Genomic DNA, 23,131 nt, shown 5'->3' on the forward strand with positions numbered 1-23,131 from the left:
ATATGGAAAAGAGAGAGAAATTTTCTTCAAGGCTGGGCTTTATACTAATCTCGGCGGGCTGTGCCATAGGTCTCGGCAATGTATGGCGCTTCCCTTATATCACAGGTAAATATGGTGGAGGAGCATTTGTGCTCCTGTATCTCTTCTTCCTTGTCATATTAGGGCTTCCCATTGTGGTCATGGAGCTGTCCGTAGGCAGGGGAAGCCAGAAGAGTTCTGCCATGTCGTTCAATGCGCTGGAACCGTCCGGAAGCAAGTGGCATGTATTCCGCTACTTTTCGATGGCCGGCAATTATCTGCTCATGATGTTCTATACGACAATCGGAGGGTGGATGCTGGCGTACTTCGTCAAGATGACGAAGGGGGACTTTGCCGGAGCGGATACGGCCGAGGTGGAGGCCGTCTTCAGCTCCCTTACGTCCAACCGGAATGCGATGCTTTTCTGGATGGTGCTGATATCTGTGGCAGCGCTTCTTATCTGCTCCATGGGCCTGCAGAAGGGGGTGGAGCTTATTACGAAAGTGATGATGTCCAGTCTTCTTATCATCATGATAGTGCTCGTCATACGTGCCATGACGCTTCCTGACGCAGTGGAGGGGCTTAAGTTCTACCTGCTGCCGGATTTTGGGAAGATGGAAGAGGCGGGGATAATGGAAGCAGTTTTTGCAGCGATGGGACAGGCATTCTTTACGCTGAGCGTCGGTGTCGGTTCACTTGCCATATTCGGCAGCTATATCGGCAGAGAACGGAGTCTTGCGGGCGAAGCGGTGAGCATCACGGCACTGGACACCTTTGTAGCGGTTGTGGCAGGGCTGGTCATCTTCCCGGCCTGCTTTGCCTTTGACGTGAACCCGGGGGAAGGTCCCGGCCTTGTGTTCGTGACGCTGCCGAATGTATTCAGGGAGATGCCTGGGGGCAGGATATGGGGAAGCCTCTTTTTCCTGTTTATGACATTCGCTGCACTCTCTACGATTGTGGCGGTATTCCAGAATATCATCCAGTTTGCCAGGGATCTGTGGGGCTGGCCGCTTAAGAAGTCCGTCCTGGTGAACGGCATTCTTCTCATTCTGCTCAGCATACCGTGCGTGCTGGGGATGACGGACTGGTCCTCCTTTACCGTAGGAGGAAAGAACATTATGGATATCGAGGACTTTATCGTGAGCAATAATCTGCTCCCGCTGGGCTCTATGGTCTATCTGCTGTTCTGCGTGACGAAGTACGGGTGGGGATGGGACAACTTTCTCAGGGAAGCAAACTCAGGCGAGGGCATGAGGTTTCCGTCCGGCCGGGGGGCCAGGTTCTACCTGACATTTATCCTGCCGCTTATCGTGTTTGGAATCTTTATACAGGGCTATATTAGCATGATAATGAAATAAATTTAAAATTTCTAAAAAAAGTGCTTGTCTATTGTACATTTTTTTGCTACAATAGACAGGCAGGTGAAATAATGGCTCCATGGTCAAGCGGTTAAGACGCTAGCCTCTCACGCTGGAATCAGGGGTTCGATTCCCCTTGGAGTCACTTAACTATTCCGCTGAGTCCCTTTAAATAGAGGGGTTCAGCGGTTTTTTATGCCCTAAATTATTAAAAGGGGCAAAAAAGAGGGGGCAAAGAGAATAGAAGTGCAGTGGAGAGCTTGGAATCAGGCTCTCTTTTTGCCGTATGCAATTATGCCGGTGTCAGCCGTCGAAATAACAGAATTGTGCAATATTAAATCTGAATTGGCAATGCAATTATCAAATTACAAAAAAGAATATTGACAATAATTTGCGCCAATGTTATGATAAAACAAACAAGACAATCGTTTCGCTAATAATTAAATGCGTATAACCGTTGAAAATACGTTTTATTTTTATTAATAAGTATATTTTTTTAATAATGCAGCGAAACGATTGCCTATAAGCCTGCAAATGGATAAAATGAAAAAAGGAGTGGTGAAATGGTGAAAGAACGATGGCCGGTAATTGACACACACTATCATACCGGAGTGTGTCTGATCAACACATTTGACGCGGAGGAAGAACTGATTCCATGGATGGATAATAATGGCGTGGACATCCAGGTGATTTTTCAGGTAAATGAAGGGTTCGTACATAAGACGCCGGACTGGAACCCCTTCATAGGCAACGACTATATCAGTAAGATACAGAATAAATTTCCTGACCGTGTCATAGGACTGTGTACAATCAACCCGTGGCTCCAGGCCCCGAAGACGTATAACTGGCCCAAGGCAAAGTACGGGAGGAAGATGGATCTGCCGATCAGGGACGAGGCGCTCGAAGAACTGGAACGTTCTATCTTGAGATTAGGGCTCTGGGGCATTAAATTACATCCACTTGAGCATGATTTTGAAATCAACAATAAGCACATCATATACCCAATCATGCAGAAGCTAACCGAACTTCAGGAGGAATGCGGGAGAAAGCTTTTTGTCGTGGTCCACTGTGCGGGCGATTCTGTCAACAATACGCCGACACAGCTCGCACAGGTAGCTGCGGATTTTCCCGAAATCCTGTTCCTTATGGCTCATGCAGGCTATATGAGATCTTTTGGCACTGCGGGAGATGTGGCGGAAGGCATTGACAATTTGAAATTGGATCTGACGCTCAACGTCACGCCCACAACTTTGAAGCCTGCATTTGAAAAAGAAGGGGCTGAAAAGTTTGTAATCGGTACCGACGGCCCTTTTGATCTTGCGACCACGAAGCGGATGATCGTAAGAGACCTGGTGGGCGATGATGATGAGGCAGTAGAATTGGTGATGGGCGGAAATATGGCGAAGTACCTGGGTATACCGAAGTTAAGATATGAAGAATAGGAGGGGAGAGAAGAATGGGAAAATATCGCTGGCCTGTAATTGATACGAATTTTAAAATCGGGGTGAACATAAAAAGCACGTGTGTTGCTGAGGAAGATCTGATACCTTGGATGGATGAAAATGGAATTGATATACAGATGGTATTTCAGGTTGATGAAGGATTTGCCCATCGTACGCCGGAATGGAATCCATACATAGGTAATGATTATGTGGCTAAGATTCAGGACATGTTCCCGGAGAGGGTAATCGGGCTCGCCACGGTCAACCCGTGGAACGATGCGCCTAAGACATGGAACTATCCGCCTGAAGAAGCGGGAAGGCCATTTACCCTTCCGGTGGAAGATGAGTCGGCAAGAGAGCTGGAACGTTGTATCATGGAGCTTGGGCTTAAAGGGCTCAGGATGAATCCGGCGGCGCACAATTACGAGATGAATAATAAGACGGTCGTATATCCGATGCTGGACAAGTTGAGCGAGCTGCAGGAGCGCAAAGGAAAGATCCTTCCCGTCGTCGTGCACGGAGCGGGGGACAGTGGCAACACGACCGCCTTGCAGGTTGCAGAGGTGGCAAAAGACTTTCCGGGGCTCGTCTTTATCATGATTCACTCTGGATTTATATGGTGCTATGGAACGACCGGAGAGATTGCGCCGGCATATGACAATCTGCTTCTGGATCTGACCGGCAATCTGGGACCCTATTCCGTGATAGAAGCATACCGGCAATGCGGGGCCCGTAAGTTTACGATAGGAACAGATGGTCCTCTCGGCATAGCAGGGCTTAAATCGAAGATTCTCGATGTATTTGCAGACGACGAAGAGGACAGGGAACTGATTCTCGGTGGAAACATCGCTAAATTATTAGGGATAGAGAAGATTGAGGTTGAGTGATGAAAATGGGCGAATTAGATAGGAAGACAGAAAGCGGAGAACTGAATATTGAGCATATCAGCATCGAATTTAATACGGTAAGCGGAGACAAGATGAAGGCGCTTGATGATATCTCGCTGGATGTGGCCCACGGCGAGCTCGTGGCCGTAGTCGGAAGGAGCGGATGCGGCAAGACGACTCTGCTGAATATCGTGGCCGGCCTGCTTGAACCGACCGGGGGAACTTGTAAGCTTAACGGAAGGGAAATAAAAGGGCCCGGCAGAGAGCGGGGAGTCGTTTTCCAGGCGGATGCCGTATTCGGGTGGAAAAGGGTCGGAGAAAATGTAGACTTTGCATTGAAGCTTGGAGGGGTGCCGAAGGAAAAGCGCAGAGAGCTGGCAGAGAAGTATCTCAAGATGGTTAATCTGGAGAAGTTTGCAGATTTCTATCCGAAGGAGCTGTCAGGGGGGATGCGCAAACGTCTTCAGATTGCTATGGTTTTGGCTAACCAGCCCAAACTGCTGCTGATGGACGAGCCTTTCGGACCGCTTGACTATGCGACGAAGGTAGAGCTTCAGGTGGAAGTTGAGAAGATACGGCTGAAGCACCCGCTTACCACATTCTTTGTAACGCATGATGTGGAGGAGGCGACTTTTGTTGCAGACCGCATTATCATGATTGAAAAAGGCAGGATAGTAGAAGAGATTAACGTAGACATACCGAGGCCAAGGCCGGTAGAAATCCGCAATACGGCAGAGTTCCACGCGATCTCTGACTATCTGCTTGGCAAACTGCTGGAGCTGAGTGATGTGAAGAGTGAGGTGCGGTAGATGGGAACAAAACATGTAAAAAAGATTCTGGCAGCTGCGGGCCTGATTACATTCTGGCAGATAGCGGCTCTCATTGCCCGAAGCGGCGGGGAATATACCGCGGTCCTCGTTCCGACATGGGGGAAGGTGCTGACAGAGTCACTGCCGGGTTTCGCGGCATTTAAGGGCGGAGCACTTCCGAACTACGGGGATGCCCTGTATGTTCTTCTAAGCAACAGCCTGATAACGGTGAAGCGTGTTTTGATTGGACTTGCAGCCGGTGGAATGGCCGGAGTGGCGACAGGAATTATTATAGGTCTGCAGCCTGTATTAAGAGGCATGCTTTATCCTATCGTCAAGATATTGAGGAACATACCGCTGTTGGCGCTGATTGCGCTATTCCTTGTCTGGTTTGGAGGAGAAGAAAGGGGAATTATAATTTATATCGCGTTCGGACTATGGATCATATATACGACGAACATTATAGAAGCCATCGATAATGCCGACCGGATACGCATTAATTTTGCCAGGACGCTCGGTGCCACGAACATGGACGTGTATACAAATGTAATCTTGCCGATGATCGTGCCCAGCATTATGAATGCCACAAAGGTAGCGCTCGGTGTGGCTTGGGCGATTGCCCTGGGAGGGGAATTTCTGGCGGCGCAGGATGGGCTCGGAAGGCTGCTGATTGTTTCCCAGCAGTATATGGAGACGGGCAGGATGCTGATAATATTGATCGTTTTTATCGTCCTTACAGCGGTATTCAGCTGGATGGTAAAGACGGCGGGAAACAGGATAACACGTTGGATGCCATAACGATAAAGGAAAAGGAGGCAGTAATATGAAAAAGATGTTAAGGATAATGATGTGTCTGTTGATGATAGCAGCGATGACGCTGGCCGGATGCTCGGAAAGCGGCGGCAAGGGTAAAAGCACGTCAGGAACGACCGGCGATGGGATTCCTGAAGTAAGCCTGAGATTTGCAACGGAACCGTATCCAGACCACACGGTCCCATATGTTGGTATAGAAAAGAAGTTTTTTGAAGATGTCGGAATTACATTGGAAAAGGTAGATGCCATTGATGCGGATAAGGTGCCTTCGGTTCTGATCGCAGGCAATTATGATTTTGCTTCGGGCGCACCTTCTCTATTCATCCCGTCCATGGGGCAGGGGGATTTTACGACGTTTGCATTCAGCAATCTGTTCCTTGGATACAGCGTTATGGCTCCGGAAGGCACAAAGACATACAGCGACTTTGTGAAAGAGGGCATGACCGGAGAGGAAGCCATCAAAGCAACGCTGGAGCAGATGAAGGGCAAAGTATTCACTTATCCATCCGAATCGGCCATCAAGCCATTTATAGATCTCTGTTTCCAGAAAGCGGGGATGACGCTGGATGATGTGAAAAATGAAGTGATAGATGATTCGAACGGTGTGGCGCTTATGCTCGCTGGAAGAGCGGACTTTAAGGTGGGAGGCGTGCCGGCGGCGGCAACCTTGTCCTCAAAGGGTTTCGTTCCGATTCTATCGGCAAAAGACATCGTGGAGACTGCAGAACCTTCTGCAGATTCCAAGGAAGTAAGAAGCATATTGCACAATGGATGGACGGCTACAGAAAAGTGGGCCGGGGAAAATCACGATACGGTACTGCGGCTCGCCTCGGTAAGCTTCAGGCTTAACGGATATGTCAATGACAACCCGGAAGACGCGGCCAAGATTCACGTCAATTATGTGAACCAGCTGGCAGGTACTGAATTTACGGAAGAAGAAGTGCAGGGATTATATAAGACATCTATCCCGCTGTACTCATGGGATATGCAGGAGCCTTGGTTTGAAGACAAGGAAGACCCTCTGTACTGGGAATATGAGATTGGTTCGACGATTAAGATGTATGAAGAAGAGGGCATGTTTGAGAGTGGAGAGTATAGTCCCTCAGACATCGTAAGTGCGGGAGAAATCTATGCAGAACTTAAAGAACTGAAAGCAGAGGCGGATAAGAATCTGGAAAAGCTTGGCGATGCAGAGGGAAAAGCGCTGGAACTGAAAGAAAAAGCCGAGTATCATTATTCCATATTCAACTATCTTGATGCGAAGAACTTTTCAGAACAGGCTTTGAAAGAAATGAAATAGGGGACGGATATGGATAAAAAGATGACGAAAAAACAAAATTTCGTTCTGGCCCTGGCTGGTCTGATTGTATTGTTTCTCCTATGGATATGGGCAGGTTCTGTGCTGGGTGAAACAAGAGTACCGTCACCGTGGAAGATTGTGGACAGATTTAAAGAGACAATCTGGCAAAGCCCGGAAATCCAGTTTCAGGGTGCGGGAAGCAACGGATTCTCAGTCCACGTATCAGCGACGCTAGGCAGATATCTGACAGGGACACTGTCGGGAACGGCGATTGCATTCATCTGTCTGTTCCTTATAGCAAGATATAAAAGCTTCAAAGAGATATTCAATCCGCTGATTGATATTCTGCGTGCTATACCCCCGCTTGCCCTTGCGCCGTTCTTTCTGCTCTGGTTTGGAACAAGCCAGGGAGGAATCATTGGAATCGTTATATTCTATGCCTTTACAATGATTTTCGTGGCTGGAGCAGAGGCGCTTGACAGGCAGGATCCCGTACAGGCTAATTTTGCGCGGACACTCGGTGCCGGTAAGACGACAATCGCGCTGCGGGTAATGCTTCCAAGTCTTCTGCCGTCTATGGCGGGTCCCATAAAAGTGGCATACAGCTGGTCCTGGGGACTTGTAATCGTAGGGGAGCTCCTGGGAGCTAAGAGTGGGGTTGGAAGAATCCTGAATGCGTTTATTGCTATTCTTTCCACTGATCTCGTCGTAGTGGGAATTGTATGGATTCTGATTCTGGCAGTTGCAGTGGAGAAAGTAGTCGCGGTTGTGCTGAGATGGCTTCTGAGATGGAATGCAGGTAAAATGTGATGAAAGAGTATGATGTGTTGACAATTGGAGAGGCACTTATAGATTTTGTGCCGGTGGAAGACAGGATTCCCGGACCATTCCGGGCTATGGCGGGCGGGGCGCCCAACAACGTGGCCTGCGGGCTTGGTAAACTGGGAGCGGACGTGGCGCTGCTGGCCAGAGTTGGAGATGATGCCCTGGGGAGATGTATCATACATACGGCAGAAGCGTGTGGCGTAGATACTTCTTATGTCCAGAAGGATAACAGGCGTGTCACGACGGTTACGGTTGTAATGCCGCGTTCACAAGACATGTGCAGATATGCCATCTACAGAAAAGAAAGCGCAGATGGAGCGCTGGCATTTGAAGATATTCCGGCAGAATTATTTGACCATGCGAAAATCCTGCACTATGGCAGCCTTGGAATGGCGGAGAAGGATTCTAATGCCGCCATGAGGATGGCGATTAAAAAAGCTGTAGAAAAGGGGATGGTTACATCCCTGGACGTAAATTTAAGACCAGGCTCATGGGAATCAGAGGAAGAGATGGCCGGGCACTGCCGGGAGCTGATACGGCTGAGCAATATAGTCAAGCTTACGAAAGAGGAAGCGGAAGTATTGAGGGTATCCCCCAGGGAGCTGGCAGAAAAGGAAGGCAAGATCGTACTTGTGACAGATGGGGCGGAGGCTGCTTTTATCTATGCGGGCGGGTTTGAGGTGAGACGGAGACCGGATACGGTAAATGCGGTGGATGTGACAGGGGGCGGCGATTCATTCATGTCCGCGTTCTTATACTACTATGCCAGATATGCGGATAAGATGGAGATGAAAAAGTTCCTTAAGAAGGCGATAGAATTCGCGGTCCGCGCCAGCTCGATTTCCGTACAGCGGTACGGCGCGATTGACAGTCTGCCGTTCTTAAGTGAACTGGACGTGAAGGAGGTGGAACAACAGGGATGAAAATAATTGTCGCGTCAGATTATGAGATGATGAGCCGGAATGCGGCACAGATGATTGCAAGCCAGATTCAAAGAAAGCCAGCCGGCGTGCTCGGCCTGGCGACTGGTTCTACCCCTATCGGCACGTATAGACAGCTGATTCAGATGTACAGGGAGGGAAAGGCAGACTTTTCAGAAGTACAGACAGTGAATCTGGACGAATATGCAGGGCTCCCGCGCAGCCACCCGCAAAGCTTCCGATACTTTATGGATAACTGCTTTTTCAGGTATGTGAATGTGAAAAAAGAGAATATACATTTCCCGCTGAGCGCAGAAGATGATTATGACAGAACTGCGGAAGAATATGAAGAGCAGATCAGAGGACTGGGGCAGATCGATATGCAGATTCTCGGTATAGGCGGCAATGGACATATAGGGTTCAATGAACCTGCGGATTACATTAAAAGCGATAACTATGGGCGTTCAAAATGTGATGTCGGCCCAAAAGGTTATTCTACTGGCTAATGGAGCGAAGAAAAGAGATATCATGAGAGAGACCGTATATGGAAAAATCACGCCGAAGCTGCCGGCAAGCATACTGCGGCTCCATCATGATTTTACGGTCATAACAGATGAGGAAGCGGGACGGGATCTGAAGGAGGCGGAATAAATGGTAATTGATACACATGCACATGTATTTTTTTTAGATAAATTTATCGACTATGGTGATAAGCCGTTATTTCAGTATATGGAAGAACAGGAGGTGGACATCTGCTCCTGTATCGCCACGACGAAAACCGAGAATGCGGCTATGCTGGAAAATGTACGCAGATACGGAGATAAGCTGTTTGGCATCGGCTATGTAAACGTACATGATATGGAACGCTCATTGGAGCAGCTAAGGGAAAATGTGAAAAAGGGAATCGTCAGGGGTATTAAGATGCACCCGTACGTGGAGGATTATATCGTTGACGACCCGATGCTGGATCCGCTGTATGAAACGTGTCTGGAACTGGATATTCCGCTGCTGTTCCACAATGGCATCGTGACATTCAGTACATGGCCGTCGGATGAACCGGGTAAAGTCAAGACACCGAAGTATGAATGCATCGGCTATCCGCATCAGTTTGCCAGGGTACTGGAGCACTATCCGAAACTGAAGATTATCTTTGCGCATTTTGGCGGCAACTTCTACAGGGAATTTCTCTGCCTGACCGAACGGTTCGAGCATGCATATATGGATACGGCATGGCTGCGCCACTATGCGGCGAGACAATTTCCACCTGTAGATATCCACGGCTGGATAGAGCACGCGGCAAGTATAGCCGGTGCAAAGAAAATAGTATTTGCCGGGGAAGGGACTCTGCCGTCAGACATCTTGCAGTGCAGGCTGAGTGATGAGGAAAAAGAGGATATACTCTGGAGAAACGCCAGTAAATTGTATAAGCTTGCAGAGCAGTAGGAAGGGAGAGAACACATGAGTGATATAGAAGTCAGAGGCCTGGCCCATATCGGCATTCCTACTTCCGATTTGAAAAAAAGCATTGCGTTTTACCGGAATCTGGGGTTCCGGGTTATCGTGGACGAAAAAGGGATGGAAGGCAATCACTTCATTTTCATGGAATGCAGCGGAGTCGTAATCGGACTGCCTCAGCCGCTGGACGAGACGGCCAGAGGAAGGGCAGGAACAAAAGGGGATGGGAATATAGACCATTTTGCACTGCTTGTGGACGATCTGGACAAGACGAAAGAGGTTCTGGAAGAAAAGGGAGTGCCGTTTGCGACAGAAGGCATCTCCGTCACAGAAGCATGGAGGCCGAAATCGTGCAGATGCATAATGGTTTACGGACCCGACCGTGTGAAGATCGAGTTTGTCGAAATGAAATAGAAGGCTGCCCGGGATACCGCCTTATATGCGATTTACCATTAATTGACAAATAAAAAGGTTAATGATATCCTGAATTCAAGGTCAGAAATTAACAGAGAAAAAGAGAAATAAGAGATGAAAAAATGCAGAAAAGTAATGGTAGTAAAGTTACGATGGGGGATGTGGCGAGGATAGCAAATGTCTCTAAATCTACGGTTTCCCATGTGCTGAATGACACGAAGCATGTAAGCGCGAAAACGAGAAGCAAGATACTGAAGGTGATTGAAGAGACGGGGTATACGCCGAATCTGGTTGCAAAGGCTTTAAAGAAATCGGAGACAAGGACGATCGGGCTGGTCATATCAGACATTCAGAATCAGTTTTTTATTGATGTCATCAAAGCAATCAGCGATGCGTGCATACAGAATAATTATACGGTTTTTCTGGCGGATTCCAACGATAACGCCAAGAGGGAACTGGAGATCGTCCAGTCGTTCTGCGAGCGGTGCGTGGACGGATTCATCTTATCCCCGACTACTGAATCGGAGAAGTACGTGGGCAAGTACGTCAAGGAAAAAGATATACCAATCGTGTATATAGACCGTATGCTTGGATCAGATGGCGACTGGGTCGGCAGCGAGAATGAGAAGTCCATGGAGAAGATGACGGACCACCTCATATCTCTGGGGCATAAAAGGATTGCCTTTGTAGCCGGACTGCGCAATATCAGTACGACCGAGGAACGGATCCGAGGGTACCGGAATGCTCTGGCTAAGTCTGGCATTCCATATGATGAATCTCTTGTGATTGAAGGAGAGTCCAGGAGTGTTCCCACGGAGAAGCGCACGATAGATATCGTACGGAAGATGGCAAGACGGGACGACCGGCCGACGGCTATCATTGCAGCAAATAACCTTATGGTGCTCGGCGTCATGAAGGCGCTTGACAGCCTTGGCATACAAGTGCCGGAAGAGATGGCGGTTGCCGCGTTTGATGACTGTGAGTGGGCGGCATTGTTTCATCCCGGCCTGACTACTATCGTGCAGCCGTGCAAGGAGATAGGACAAAAGGCGGCAGAACTCCTGATTGACCGCATCCGGCACGGGACAGGTTCCCCACAGCGGATTTATTTCCAGACGGAGCTTGTCGTGCGGGAATCATGCGGTGCAAAGCTGGGCACCACTTTTTAAGGTTTCGTTCAAACATTATTGTGTTTTCACGGGTAATGATATATAATGTTAAAAGCGAAACAATTACATTATATGTCGGCGGCATGCCGCCATAGTGTAGGAATTGGAGGAATAATATATGTTAGTATCAGCAAAAGAGATGCTTGAAAAAGCGGTAGAGGGGCATTATGCGGTAGGTCAGTTCAACATCAACAATCTGGAATGGACGAAAGCGATTCTGCTTACGGCTGAAGAGTGCAAATCACCTGTAATCTTAGGTGTGTCTGAGGGAGCGGGAAAATATATGTCAGGCTTTAAGACTGTACAGGCAATGGTATCAGCTATGGTGGATGAGCTTGGTATCACGGTACCTGTTGCAACCCATCTGGATCACGGAAGCTATGACGGATGTCTGAAATGTATCGATGCAGGTTTTACTTCCATCATGTTCGACGGCTCCAAATATCCTATCGAGGAAAATGTTGCCAAGACAAAAGAACTGATTGCTATATGTAGGGAAAAGGGAATGTCCATCGAGGCTGAAGTTGGAGCTATCGGCGGCGAGGAAGACGGAGTGATCGGACAGGGCGAATGTGCGGATCCGCAGGAATGCAAGATGATTGCTGACCTTGGAGTAGACATGCTGGCCGCCGGAATCGGCAATATCCATGGCAAATACCCGGAGAACTGGGCCGGATTGAGCTTTGAGACACTGGATGCCATCCAGCAGCTGACAGGAAAGATGCCGCTCGTACTTCACGGCGGTACCGGAATCCCGGATGATATGGTCAAGAAGGCTATCGACCTCGGCGTGGCCAAGATTAATGTCAATACAGACTGCCAGCTATCATTTGCAGATGCGACACGTAAATATATTGAAGCAGGCAAAGACTTGGAAGGCAAGGGCTTCGACCCGCGTAAGCTGCTGAAACCAGGTACAGACGCTATTATGCAGACTGTAAAAGAAAAGATGGAATTATTCGGTTCAGTTGGAAAAGCTTAAGTCGCAGAATGTAATTTTTACTTGCCTTTTTCGGCTGATTGAGGTATACTAGCAGACGTAGAAATGAACAAAGGCGTTCCAACCGGTGTTGGGGTGCCTTTTTCTATGTGATGCAGATGGCTGTGTATGGCTGCATTACAAAAACTTTCCGGGAGATGGTATATTTAGCTTCCCGATGCGCACGATTAAATACAAGAAAGGAAACAGAGAATATGAGCGAAGCAATAAACGTAGCTGAAATATTTGGAGAAGACGTGTTCAATGACACTGTCATGCTGGAACGCCTGCCTAAGAAGGTCTATAAGGATCTGAAGAAGACGATTGAAGAGGGTAAAGAACTGGACCTGGCAACAGCAGATGTCATCGCGCATGAGATGAAAGAATGGGCGATTGAAAAGGGGGCTACCCACTATACGCACTGGTTTCAGCCTCTTACAGGCGTAACTGCCGAGAAGCACGACTCATTTATATCTGCTCCGCTGGACAGCGGCAAGGTTCTGATGAGCTTCTCCGGGAAAGAGCTGATCAAAGGTGAGCCGGATGCATCTTCCTTTCCGTCCGGGGGACTGCGTGCTACATTCGAGGCCAGAGGCTATACGGCCTGGGATTGTACGTCACCTGCGTTTGTCAGGCATGACGCCGCGGGAGCTACCCTCTGTATTCCGACTGCTTTCTGTTCTTATACAGGAGAAGCACTGGACCAGAAGACGCCGCTGCTTCGCTCGATGGAAGTCATCAGCGAACAGTCGTTGAGGCTTGTCCGGCTGTTTGGCAACACGACCTCTAAAAAAGTAACTCCTTGCGTAGGGGCGGAACAGGAGTATTTTCTCGTTGACGGCGAGAAGTTCCGTCTCAGGAAGGATCTGATATATACCGGACGTACGCTTTTTGGCGCGATGCCCCCGAAGGGCCAGGAACTGGATGACCATTACTTCGGCACGATCCGTCAGAGGATTGCCGGATTTATGAAAGACACGAATGAAGAATTGTGGAGGGTGGGCGTAACGGCAAAGACGCAGCACAACGAGGTGGCGCCGGCACAGCATGAACTTGCGCCAATCTATGCACCGGCAAATATCGCGGTAGACCACAACCACCTTGTAATGCAGACGCTGAAGCGTGTTGCCGGAAAGCATGGAATGAAATGCCTGCTTCACGAAAAGCCGTTTGCGGGGGTCAATGGTTCCGGCAAGCATGACAACTGGTCTATCACGACGGACGATGGCAGGAATCTGCTGGAACCTGGCAAGACGCCGCACGAGAATATCCAGTTCCTTCTCGTCCTCACCTGCATATTGAAAGCAGTGGACGAACATGCGGATCTTCTGCGTGAATCTGCGGCTGACCCTGGTAACGACCACAGGCTTGGGGCAAATGAAGCGCCTCCGGCTATCATCTCTGTCTTTTTAGGCGAGCAGCTGGAAGATGTGCTTGAGCAGCTTATAAGTACCGGCGAGGCGACTCATAGCCTGAAGGGCGGGACGCTGGATACCGGCGTCAGAACGCTGCCAGACCTTGCAAAAGATGCAACTGACAGAAACAGGACATCGCCGTTTGCATTTACAGGAAATAAGTTTGAATTCCGTATGGTCGGTTCCCGTGATTCGGTTGCAGGCCCTAACGTAGTCATCAATACGATTGTGGCGGAAGCATTCAGCGAGGCGTGTGATATACTGGAGAAGGCCGACGACTTTGAGATGGCGGTTCATGACCTGATCAAGCAGTATGCGACGGAGCATTACCGTATCGTGTTCAATGGCAACGGATATGCTGATGAGTGGGTGGAAGAAGCCGCCAGAAGAGGACTTCCGAATATCAGCTCTATGGTTGAGGCCATACCGGCATTGACGACAGAAAAGTCTGTCAGCATGTTTGAGAGGTTCAACGTGTTTACAAGAGCGGAGCTTGAATCCCGCGCAGAGATCAAGTACGAGAATTATTCGAAAGCCATCAATATAGAAGCGCGCACCATGATCGATATGGCGAGCAAACAGATTATCCCGGCTGTCATCAGGTATACGAAGAGCCTGGCGGATACGGTCGTCGCGGTGAAGGAAGCGGGAGCGGATATGTCCGTTCAGTCTGATCTTCTGAAGGAAGTATCGGCTCTGCTGGCAGACACGAAAAAGGCACTGGAGGCTCTCATACTTGCAGCGGATAAAGCAGCCTGTATGGAAGAGGGGAAGGAGCAGGCGGAGTATTATCATTCTGACGTTGTGCCTGCAATGGCTGCACTACGCAGTCCGGTTGACGCGCTGGAGATGATTGTCGATAAAGAAGCATGGCCGATGCCGTCGTACGGGGATTTGATTTTTGAAGTCTGATTCTTTAGAAATTGATTAGAAAAATTTAAGGACCTTGGGCTTGGAATGACAGTTTATATATGTTATTCTAGGTTCAAGGTTCTTGTGTTTTACAGTGGTGACGTTAGGAGGATAAATGGATGACGCGGAATGAATTCTTGGAAAAGCTCCGGAATGCGTTGGAAAATGACCTGGGTGGGTCGGCGGTTCAGGATAATGTAGAATATTATGGTTCTTATATAATGGAAGAAGTGAGGAAAGGCAGGCCGGAGGCGGAAGTGGTCGAAGAACTCGGCGATCCCTGGGTCATTGCCCGTTCGCTTATCGATGCCGCTGAGAATGTGGCGGAAACATACAGTGGATATCAGGCGAAGGAAGCTTCAGGGGGGCAGGGTAGCGGGCAGAGCTATGGAACAGGCGGAAGCGTTCATGTGTTCGGAATTGACTCGTGGTGGAAGAAGCTGCTTCTTGTACTCGGTATCATCGGTGTAGTGCTGATTGTCATCGCCGTGATTGGAGGTATCTTCAGCCTCCTGATGCCGCTGATCGTGCCGATTATTGTTGTGATGCTTGTTGTCCGTCTGGTAGGGCGGCGGAGGTGAGAGAAGAGGGGATTTCCCCTCTTTTTTCGTTTTTTAATCGTTGTATGGCGTCGAAGTGCATTCCAAATTATACCATATATAAGCATGATTGATGTACCTCATCCCGTATAGCTTACAGGTAATTGCTGGTAAAAGTAAAAGACCGATGGGGGAGCCATCGGTCTTTTGAGGGGAGTATAAATAATTAATAAGGGGTTGTAGAAAGTATCCTTTCTACATGATTAAGTATAATATAGGGAACATTAAAAAGCAAGTTAAAAATTAAAAAATTCTTAAAATGGAAGCTTTTTGTGAAAATTGCCAAAAATTGCCATCATAAACTTTATGAAGGAGCCCGCATGGCGGGCTATCCTTCTTCGCTTAAATAATTATAGAGAATATCGATGAATTCTCCATTTGCCGGTTTCTGCTTAAGCTCATACCCAGAGATGGTTATCAGGAGCTTTCGATTGCCTTTGTACCAGCAGTTAGAAATGGCAGTACGGATACAGTGCTCTACATTATCCCTGGAGGTGCCGAAATGTGTGGCCACATCAACATAGAGAGTTTTGTAGACAGAGAGCAGATACTCATCATTAGACAAGCATAGCTGCAGCGCATATAGCAGGAAATAAAAACCTTTCAATGTAGACCGTATCCCAAGCCTTAACAATAGAGCTCTTGTTTTATCCATAATGCCTCCTACCGACCTTACAGCTTAATTGTATACAATAACTTGTCGATTAAAAAATAACAGAAACGAAAAGAATAAAAAAGATGAGAATCGACAATATTAGACGGATTCAATCTACTTAGCAAAAAAGATTTATGGAGCTATGGAAATAGTTTTTTTGTGCATCTTACATAAAAGAGAAGATTCAGGACATAATAATCTCGTAATCAAAAAATTGATTAGAGTGATTAGGAGGAATTAACATGGCAAAGAACTATAATTCATCTAACAGCAATTCAAATGCATCAAACCAGAATGCTTCTAACCAGAATGTATCCAACCAGAATGCATCAAACCAGAACGCTTCTAACAGAAATGCATCAAACAAGAATGCATCAAACAAAAATGCATCAAATCAGAATTCTTCAAACAGAAACAGCAGCAACGAGAGCAACAACTACTAGATTGTAAGCGGAAGAAGATCAGAAAAGGACGTATCCACAGGGTACGTCCTTTTCTGTGGATAAGTGCCCCGGGACAGGGGAAAACGAATTGGGGACGGGGGTTTTTTAAAAAACCCCCGTCCCCAATTGACAAAACGTGTGCTTAACCAGTAAGATAAGAGGATAAGATTAACAAAATTGGAGAATTTTATGGATAGAATTGAATTGATTGCCCCATGTCATTTTGGACTGGAGGCGGTGTTAAAGAGAGAGATACAGGATTTGGGTTGTGAGATTGCGGGCGTGGAAGATGGAAGGGTGACTTTCTATGGAGACGCGGAGGCGGTGTGCCGTGCGAATGTATTCCTGAGAACGGCGGAGCGGATCTTATGGAAGGTGGGCTCTTTTAAAGCGGTTACTTTCGAGGAATTGTTTGAAAAGACGAAGGCGCTGCCATGGGAGGACTATATCCCTAAGGATGGTAAATTCTGGGTGGCGAAGGCAGCTTCTGTAAAGAGCAAGCTTTTCAGCCCTTCTGATATACAGTCAATCATGAAGAAGGCGATGGTAAAGCGGCTTCAGGAACATTATCATATGGAATGGTTCAAAGAGGACGGAGCATCTTATCCGGTACGTGTTTTTTTAATGAAGGATATTGTTACGATAGGGATAGATACCTCCGGCGTATCACTGCACAAGAGGGGATACCGGGAAGTATCCGGCAAAGCGCCTATCACGGAGACTCTCGCGGCAGCGCTTATCATGCTGACACCATGGAATAAGGACCGCATACTGGTAGATCCGTTCTGCGGCAGCGGTACATTCCCGATAGAAGCAGCGATGATGGCGGCAGGCATTGCGCCGGGGCAGAATCGTTCCTTTACAGCAGAAGGGTGGACAAACCTTATTACGAAAAAGCGATGGTACGATGCGGTTAATGAGGCAGACGACCTGATTCGGCAGGATATCGAGGTGGATATACAAGGGTACGACGCCGATGACAGTGTAATCAAGATTGCAAGACAGAATGCGGCGGAAGCAGGAGTCGGGCATCTGATTCATTTTCAACAAAGAGATGTGAAAGAATTGAGACATCCGAAAAAGTATGGCTTTATCATAACAAATCCCCCGTACGGGGAACGGATGGAAGAGAAAGAAAATCTTCCGCAGCTCTACAGGACTTTCGGAGAGAGTTTCAAGGAGCTTGATTCCTGGTCTGCTTATATGATAACCTCCTATGAAGAAGCAGAGCGGTACTTTGGAAGAAAAGCGGATAAGAACAGGAAGATATATAACGGAATGCTCAAGACGTACTTTTATCAATTTCTCGGCCCGAGGCCGCCGAAGCGTTCCGGCAGCCACGAAGAAAGGAAAGACAGATCATGAAGAAAGTAATATTTGCAACCGGTAATGAACATAAGATGGTGGAAATCCGCATGATACTGGAAGACCTGGGCATGGAGATCCTGTCTCAGAGAGAGGCCGGTATTACCGCTGATATCGTGGAGGACGGAAGTACGTTTGAAGAAAATGCTCTGATTAAGGCAACAAAGATAGCGGAGCTTGCCCATGAGATAGACGCGTACAAAGAAGCCGTGGTACTTGCCGATGATTCGGGTCTGGAGATTGACTCCCTGAACAGAGAACCCGGGATATATTCCGCAAGATATATGGGGGAAAATACATCCTATGATATCAAGAACCAGACGCTCCTAAACCGACTTGACGGAGTGCCGGATGACGAACGTATCGCGAGATTTGTCTGTGCGATAGCGGCAGTATTTCCTGATGGGACGTCAGAAGTCGTCCGTGGTACGATGGAAGGTATGATTGGACATGAGATTATCGGTGAAAATGGTTTTGGTTATGATCCTATCTTTTTCCTGCCCCGGTTTGGCATGACAAGTGCACAGCTGTCACCGGAAAAAAAGAACGAGCTGAGCCATAGGGGAGAGGGCCTGCGGAAAATGCGTTCCGTCATTGAAAGTAAGATGTTAGGATAAGAGGAATTAGTATGAAAATATTAATTGTTAGCGATACACACAAATCTCATAAGAATCTGGAGAAGGCGCTAGAGCGGGAGGGACCGATTGACATGCTCATTCATCTGGGCGATGCAGAGGGAAAAGAGGACTATATAGGTGCGCTCGTAAGCTGTCCGTTTCATGTCATAAGCGGAAATAACGACTTTTTCTCCGATCTTCCGAGAGAAGAAGAGTTTTTTATCAATGGATATCACGTATTCATCACACACGGACATTACTATTATGTCGGTATGTCAGAAGATCGTCTTAAGGCTGAAGCGAGAGGCCGCGGCGCTGATATCGTGATGTACGGGCACACGCACAGGCCGGCGCTTAAAGTCGAGAAAGATTTGGTGGTACTTAACCCCGGAAGTATCGCTTTTCCGAGGCAGGAAGGCAGAAAAGCAAGCTATATCATCATGTGTATCGATGGCAGAGGAGATGCCGGTTTTGAGATAAAATTTCTGTAAAAAGCTGTTTATAAAAAAATGGAAAAAATATGTTGACAAGCTGGTAGCCATCATATATAATAACTCTTGTGTCACGGCAGTACAGCAGAAGACAAGGCTTCAGGTGGCAGAAAAAGAATATTTCGGGGTGTGGCTCAGCTTGGCTAGAGCGCCTGGTTTGGGACCAGGAGGTCGCAGGTTCAAATCCTGTCACCCCGATACTTATGCGGGTGTAGTTCAATGGTAGAACACTAGCCTTCCAAGCTAGATACGTGGGTTCGATTCCCATCACCCGCTTTCTTAAAGCCTTGATATCGTTTGCAGGGATTTAAGAAAAAGCAGTTCCGAAGAGCTGGTTTGTGAGTCTGTAGCTCAGCTGGATAGAGCAACGGCCTTCTAAGCCGTAGGTCGAGGGTTCGAATCCCCCCAGGCTCGTTAGAGCCACACAATTGAATAAGGTGGTACTTAGTTGGACACTATAGTTCAATAGGTAATATATATGGTGGGTATGGTGCAGTTGGTTAGCGCGCCAGATTGTGGTTCTGGATATCATGGGTTCGAGTCCCATTACCCACCTTTTTTTATTGGGCTATCGCCAAGCGGTAAGGCACAGGACTTTGACTCCTGCATTCGCTGGTTCGAATCCAGCTAGCCCAGGTTACGTATGGGCGTGTAGCTCAGGTGGTAGAGCACTTGACTTTTAATCAAGTTGTCCGGGGTTCGAATCCCCGCACGCTCACTGAAAACGGTCCCATTTCCTGGTAGTATTCAGGAAATACGGTCCGTTTTCTGTTTAGAATAAAATATGCGGATGTGGCGGAACTGGCAGACGCGCTAGACTTAGGATCTAGTGGGAGACCGTGCAGGTTCGATTCCTGTCATCCGCATCAAATCAAGGAACAAACTTTGATACAAAAACAGCTCTCCATTTCGGAGGGCTGTCTTTGTATCCAGGCCAGGAAAGCCCATGTATGGATTTTTCCGGTCTTTTTCTTTTTCCCGCCGATCGTCGGATTGCCGCCAATCCGCGCCCGCCCGGTCATGGCGGACGGCAGCAAGCAATTTTCTTAAAGAAATTGCTTGCTGTTTCCATCCCTCGGGCACAGGCTGTTCCTCTTGCTTTTGTGCGGCAAAACGCATATAATGGAGAAAAATGGACAATTCTGGAGGTTTCATATGAAATACATGACGGTGCGGCAGGCAGGGGAGAAATGGAACCGCTCCCGGCGCTGGGGACAGGTACTTTGCCAGAACGGGCGGATCGAGGGGGCGTACCGCCCGGCCCGCGACTGGCCGATTCCCGCCGCCGAGTGTCCGGCGGGTTGGCGCAGGCGAGAGAACCGGGAGGGGGACAGGGCATGAACGAGTTGGACGCTCTGATGTGGCAGGAATGGCTCTGGTGTGTGCTGCAATTTGTGGGGCCGATGTTCCTGCGCTACTATCCCTTCCGCAAGAAGCTGAGAATCCCTGTGTGGTCGCTGGCGGCCATCACGGCGGCAGTGTGGGGCGGCATTGCCCTCTCCCTGGCGGTGTTCGGCTATTCGCCGGAAACCTCCATGAATCTCTATTGCAGCGTGGCCATCCTCATCTTCTTCCCCCTCTCCTGCGTTATCATCAAAGAGCGGTTTATCAAGCACTTCTTTGTGTACCTCATGTCGTATAACTTAATGACGGTGAGCATCGGCGTCTCCCAGTTTGTCATGCAGCGGCTCGGCAGTAACCTGCTGGCGGGGAACCTCGCCACGCTGGCTTTCTACCTTGTGACCTATCCCTTCATCTTCCGCTTCCTGCGCCGGGATTTGGAGCCGGTGATGGACGTGGACGACCCAAAGGTGTGGAAGATTGCCTGGGTGCCGATGGCGCTGTTCTATCTCGTCATCGCGGTGGCGACGCCGGGGATGCTGGGCGCCCAGCGGGTGAGCTATGTGCTGACCCGGACGCTGGTGGGCCTGCTGTGCGCCTCGTTCTGCATTATCCTGGTGATCTGCCTGCGGTACGCCCGCGAACAGGCGGCCAAGGAGGAAACGCTGGTCCGCGTGCGGGGGCTGGCGGATATGAAGGAGGAATTTTTACATAACCTCTCCCATGAGCTGCAAATGCCCATCACGGTAGTGTCGGGCTTCGCCCAGCTCACCGGGCGGATGATGGACGACGAGGAAATCGACCGGGCCGCTGTGCGGGACAACATGCGCAGGGTGGACAGCGAGGCGGGACGGATGGAGCGGCTGGTGGTGCAGCTTTTGGACGCCGCCGCCATCGAGAACGGCAGCTTCTCCTTGAGCCGCCGCGCGGCGGATATCGGGGAGCTGCTGGAAACGGTGGCTCGCGTCCACTTCCCGGTGATGGACAACCACGGCAACGCCCTGACGGTTGACGTATCCCCCGATCTGCCGCCCTTATACGGCGATCAGGAACGGCTTTTGCAGGTGCTGCTCAATCTGGTGTCCAACGCCGTCAAGCACACCGAGGGAGGCAGCGTGTCCCTGTCCGCGCAGGCAGAGGGAAACATGGTGGCGGTGACGGTGAAAGACACTGGCGCGGGCATCGCCCCCGAACTGCTCCCCCAGCTCTTTGAGCGGTATCCCAAGAACCGCGCGGCGGGCGGCAACGGGCTGGGGCTGTATATCTGCGGGCAGATTGTGAAGGCCCACGGCGGGCAGATCAAAGTAGAGAGCAAGGCCGGAGCGGGCACCGCCGTGCGGTTTACCATACCGGCGCTGGTACAGGAGGTGGAGACATGAAAGGAAAAACAGTTTTAATGGTGGAGGACAACGAACATGTGCAGGTGATCAACCGCATCGTGCTGGAGCGGGAGGGATGCACGGTGCTCTCGGCGGTGAGCCTGGCCGGGGCGCGGCGGGTGCTGGCGGAGCATCCCGCTATTGACATTGCGGTGCTGGATATTCTGCTGCCGGACGGCAACGGCTTGGCGTTCATCCCGGAGCTGCGGGAGGCGACCTCCGCCCCGGTGCTCCTGCTCACCAGCAAGCGGGACTATGAGGACATGGTGAGGGGGCTGACCGGGGGCGCGGACGACTACATGACGAAGCCCTACCGGGTGGAGGAGCTGCTGGCGCGGATGGTGGCTCTGCTGCACAGGCGGGACGCCGCGCGGGAGAGCGCCCTATTGATGCGGGGGGCTCTGGCTCTGGACATGGTGGCGCAGCGGGCGTTCCTCCATGGGGAGGACATCCTGCTGTCGCCCCGCGAGTTCGGCGTCCTCTGCTATCTCATCCAGCACGAGGGAGAGGGTATTTCGGCAGGGCAGCTGTATGAAACAGTCTGGATGCTGCCTGCCAACGGAAACGTCAGCGCGGCGAAAACCGTCATTTCCCGGCTTCGTAAAAAGCTGGAGGGCAGCGGCTATGCCATCACCTCCGGGTGGGGCGTGGGCTATTGCTTTGAGCGGGAGAAATAAGTTTAAAAAAAGGTTACAATTTAGCAACCTTTTCGTTTTTTTCGTTTGACTGCGCTATAATGTATGTGTGTGGACTAAAAGGTCCCGTAAAAACAGGAAGTCACGATGGCGGCTTTCTGTTTTGGTCTTTTAGGGCACTTTAGGACAGGAAGGCGGGGATTATGCTGAACCGGAAGCCAGTCATTTTTTCATCGAGGACGACGAAAATACGAACGCCGCCAATCGGCAGCTCCTGGAACGGGAGGGCTGCGCGGTGCGCGTCGGGCGCGGCCTCGCGGTGGCCAGAGCCTTGCAAGGCGGCGTGCGGGAATCCATCGGAAAGCCCTGCCGTCTGGACGAGCTGTGCCGGAAGGTGAAGGCTCCGGCAGGGCCCACAGCGGCCCATTGGCGGGCGCAGGGCTGAGATAAGCCCCAGCTCACGCAGAAAAGTACATCGCGCACGGCGCGGAGAACGGCGGCTTTAAGAATTTTCTCAAGGGGGTTGACAAGTTGAGCAGACGCGATATAATTCGTGACAGACAGACAGACAGACAGACAGACAGACAGACAGACAGACAGACAGACAGACAGACAGACAGACAGACAGACAGACAGACAGACAGACAGACAGAATAAGTCTGTCCTTTATCATACCAAAAGGGGAACCATTCCCCACCCAGACAGGCGCTTGCCCTTCTGCTATCAGGAGGGCAAGCGCCTGTCTGCGCGTTTAGGGAGCAGTTAACAATCAGGAAAAGGAGGAATACCAGATGAAACCAAGAAAGACAAACCGGCTGCTGGCGCTGGGGCTTTGCCTCTTCCTGCTGCTGTCCGTGCTTCCCCTCGACCGCATGGCCTACGCCGCAGGG

At 49.7% G+C, this 23,131-nt stretch carries 24 protein-coding genes and 8 tRNA genes; 31 read left to right on the plus strand and 1 reads right to left on the minus strand.

Going from position 1 to position 23,131, the window contains the following annotated elements:
* The first annotated feature begins 2 nt into the window (after positions 1–2).
* The 17 genes from HMPREF0980_RS10020 to HMPREF0980_RS10095 all read left to right on the plus strand — a co-directional run bounded on the left by HMPREF0980_RS10020 (position 3) and on the right by HMPREF0980_RS10095 (position 15,297).
* A complete protein-coding gene (locus HMPREF0980_RS10020) occupies positions 3–1,376 on the plus strand; it encodes a sodium-dependent transporter (RefSeq protein WP_049728924.1) in 1,374 nt (457 codons plus the stop codon).
* 73 nt (positions 1,377–1,449) lie between these two features.
* A tRNA-Glu gene (locus tag HMPREF0980_RS10025) sits at positions 1,450–1,521 on the plus strand.
* 418 nt (positions 1,522–1,939) lie between these two features.
* Positions 1,940–2,818 (plus strand): amidohydrolase family protein, encoded by an 879-nt coding sequence (locus HMPREF0980_RS10030; RefSeq protein ID WP_049728925.1) that lies wholly within the window; start codon positions 1,940–1,942, stop codon positions 2,816–2,818.
* A 14-nt stretch (positions 2,819–2,832) separates the two neighbouring features.
* The gene (locus HMPREF0980_RS10035) at positions 2,833–3,705 is read left to right on the plus strand and encodes an amidohydrolase family protein (protein WP_049728926.1); all 873 of its coding nucleotides are present in this window, start codon (positions 2,833–2,835) and stop codon (positions 3,703–3,705) included.
* Between the two features lie 5 nt (positions 3,706–3,710).
* Positions 3,711–4,514 carry an ABC transporter ATP-binding protein gene (locus HMPREF0980_RS10040; RefSeq protein ID WP_242847378.1) on the plus strand — a complete coding sequence of 268 codons (804 nt, stop codon included), beginning with the start codon at positions 3,711–3,713 and terminating at the stop codon, positions 4,512–4,514.
* On the plus strand, positions 4,515–5,312 hold the full coding sequence (locus tag HMPREF0980_RS10045; RefSeq protein WP_049728928.1) for an ABC transporter permease: 798 nt from the start codon (positions 4,515–4,517) through the stop codon (positions 5,310–5,312). It abuts the gene before it with no gap.
* 25 nt (positions 5,313–5,337) lie between these two features.
* Entirely contained in the window at positions 5,338–6,627 is a 1,290-nt protein-coding gene (locus HMPREF0980_RS10050) for an ABC transporter substrate-binding protein (protein ID WP_049728929.1), read from the plus strand.
* A 9-nt stretch (positions 6,628–6,636) separates the two neighbouring features.
* Positions 6,637–7,437, plus strand: a complete 801-nt coding sequence (locus HMPREF0980_RS10055; protein ID WP_049728930.1) for an ABC transporter permease — start codon at positions 6,637–6,639, stop codon at positions 7,435–7,437.
* On the plus strand, positions 7,437–8,375 hold the full coding sequence (locus tag HMPREF0980_RS10060) for a carbohydrate kinase family protein (RefSeq protein ID WP_049728931.1): 939 nt from the start codon (positions 7,437–7,439) through the stop codon (positions 8,373–8,375). Before HMPREF0980_RS10055 ends, HMPREF0980_RS10060 begins: the two co-directional genes overlap by 1 nt.
* On the plus strand, positions 8,372–8,878 hold the full coding sequence (locus HMPREF0980_RS10065) for a glucosamine-6-phosphate deaminase (protein WP_330375891.1): 507 nt from the start codon (positions 8,372–8,374) through the stop codon (positions 8,876–8,878). Before HMPREF0980_RS10060 ends, HMPREF0980_RS10065 begins: the two co-directional genes overlap by 4 nt.
* A 22-nt stretch (positions 8,879–8,900) precedes the next feature.
* The gene (locus HMPREF0980_RS19785; protein WP_330375892.1) at positions 8,901–9,023 is read left to right on the plus strand and encodes a hypothetical protein; all 123 of its coding nucleotides are present in this window, start codon (positions 8,901–8,903) and stop codon (positions 9,021–9,023) included.
* On the plus strand, positions 9,024–9,815 hold the full coding sequence (locus HMPREF0980_RS10070) for an amidohydrolase family protein (RefSeq protein ID WP_049728932.1): 792 nt from the start codon (positions 9,024–9,026) through the stop codon (positions 9,813–9,815).
* Positions 9,816–9,830: 15 nt separating this feature from the next.
* Positions 9,831–10,241, plus strand: coding sequence for a VOC family protein (locus tag HMPREF0980_RS10075; protein WP_049728933.1), 411 nt, complete (start codon positions 9,831–9,833; stop codon positions 10,239–10,241).
* 122 nt (positions 10,242–10,363) lie between these two features.
* Complete coding sequence (locus tag HMPREF0980_RS10080; protein WP_049728934.1) at positions 10,364–11,410, plus strand: LacI family DNA-binding transcriptional regulator; 1,047 nt, start codon at positions 10,364–10,366, stop codon at positions 11,408–11,410.
* Positions 11,411–11,528: 118 nt separating this feature from the next.
* Positions 11,529–12,392: a class II fructose-1,6-bisphosphate aldolase gene (fba, locus tag HMPREF0980_RS10085; RefSeq protein WP_049728935.1), complete on the plus strand. Its 864-nt coding sequence runs from the start codon at positions 11,529–11,531 to the stop codon at positions 12,390–12,392.
* Positions 12,393–12,604: 212 nt separating this feature from the next.
* A complete protein-coding gene (locus HMPREF0980_RS10090; protein WP_049728936.1) occupies positions 12,605–14,716 on the plus strand; it encodes a glutamine synthetase III family protein in 2,112 nt (703 codons plus the stop codon).
* A gap of 119 nt (positions 14,717–14,835) precedes the next feature.
* Positions 14,836–15,297, plus strand: coding sequence for a DUF1700 domain-containing protein (locus HMPREF0980_RS10095; protein ID WP_049728937.1), 462 nt, complete (start codon positions 14,836–14,838; stop codon positions 15,295–15,297).
* Positions 15,298–15,643: 346 nt separating this feature from the next.
* Here the strand turns inward: HMPREF0980_RS10095 and HMPREF0980_RS10100 are convergent, their stop codons facing one another.
* Entirely contained in the window at positions 15,644–15,970 is a 327-nt protein-coding gene (locus tag HMPREF0980_RS10100) for a sporulation initiation factor Spo0A C-terminal domain-containing protein (protein WP_049728938.1), read from the minus strand.
* Positions 15,971–16,212: 242 nt separating this feature from the next.
* Here HMPREF0980_RS10100 and HMPREF0980_RS18905 point away from each other — a divergent pair, with 242 nt between their 5' ends.
* The 14 genes from HMPREF0980_RS18905 to HMPREF0980_RS19590 all read left to right on the plus strand — a co-directional run bounded on the left by HMPREF0980_RS18905 (position 16,213) and on the right by HMPREF0980_RS19590 (position 22,898).
* The gene (locus HMPREF0980_RS18905) at positions 16,213–16,413 is read left to right on the plus strand and encodes a hypothetical protein (RefSeq protein ID WP_049728939.1); all 201 of its coding nucleotides are present in this window, start codon (positions 16,213–16,215) and stop codon (positions 16,411–16,413) included.
* 189 nt (positions 16,414–16,602) lie between these two features.
* Entirely contained in the window at positions 16,603–17,778 is a 1,176-nt protein-coding gene (locus tag HMPREF0980_RS10110; protein WP_049728940.1) for a THUMP domain-containing class I SAM-dependent RNA methyltransferase, read from the plus strand.
* A complete protein-coding gene (gene rdgB / locus HMPREF0980_RS10115; RefSeq protein ID WP_049728941.1) occupies positions 17,775–18,395 on the plus strand; it encodes an RdgB/HAM1 family non-canonical purine NTP pyrophosphatase in 621 nt (206 codons plus the stop codon). The genes HMPREF0980_RS10110 and rdgB overlap by 4 nt, the downstream gene beginning before the upstream one ends.
* An 11-nt stretch (positions 18,396–18,406) precedes the next feature.
* Complete coding sequence (locus tag HMPREF0980_RS10120) at positions 18,407–18,886, plus strand: metallophosphoesterase family protein (RefSeq protein WP_049728942.1); 480 nt, start codon at positions 18,407–18,409, stop codon at positions 18,884–18,886.
* Between the two features lie 123 nt (positions 18,887–19,009).
* A tRNA-Pro gene (locus HMPREF0980_RS10125) sits at positions 19,010–19,084 on the plus strand.
* A 7-nt stretch (positions 19,085–19,091) separates the two neighbouring features.
* Positions 19,092–19,162 (plus strand) — tRNA-Gly (locus HMPREF0980_RS10130).
* Between the two features lie 64 nt (positions 19,163–19,226).
* Positions 19,227–19,300 (plus strand) — tRNA-Arg (locus HMPREF0980_RS10135).
* 67 nt (positions 19,301–19,367) lie between these two features.
* Positions 19,368–19,441: transfer RNA gene (locus tag HMPREF0980_RS10140), tRNA-His, on the plus strand.
* Between the two features lie 9 nt (positions 19,442–19,450).
* Positions 19,451–19,522 (plus strand) — tRNA-Gln (locus tag HMPREF0980_RS10145).
* Positions 19,523–19,531: 9 nt separating this feature from the next.
* A tRNA-Lys gene (locus HMPREF0980_RS10150) sits at positions 19,532–19,604 on the plus strand.
* Positions 19,605–19,672: 68 nt separating this feature from the next.
* A tRNA-Leu gene (locus HMPREF0980_RS10155) sits at positions 19,673–19,752 on the plus strand.
* Positions 19,753–20,223: 471 nt separating this feature from the next.
* On the plus strand, positions 20,224–21,606 hold the full coding sequence (locus tag HMPREF0980_RS10165; RefSeq protein WP_049728944.1) for a sensor histidine kinase: 1,383 nt from the start codon (positions 20,224–20,226) through the stop codon (positions 21,604–21,606).
* Positions 21,603–22,283, plus strand: a complete 681-nt coding sequence (locus HMPREF0980_RS10170) for a response regulator transcription factor (RefSeq protein ID WP_049728945.1) — start codon at positions 21,603–21,605, stop codon at positions 22,281–22,283. The genes HMPREF0980_RS10165 and HMPREF0980_RS10170 overlap by 4 nt, the downstream gene beginning before the upstream one ends.
* A 489-nt stretch (positions 22,284–22,772) precedes the next feature.
* Positions 22,773–22,898 (plus strand): hypothetical protein, encoded by a 126-nt coding sequence (locus HMPREF0980_RS19590; RefSeq protein WP_255351354.1) that lies wholly within the window; start codon positions 22,773–22,775, stop codon positions 22,896–22,898.
* The last annotated feature ends 233 nt before the right edge of the window (positions 22,899–23,131 follow it).

Source organism: Dorea sp. D27 (genome assembly GCF_001185345.1).
Taxonomy (GTDB): Bacteria; Bacillota; Clostridia; order Lachnospirales; family Lachnospiraceae; genus Extibacter.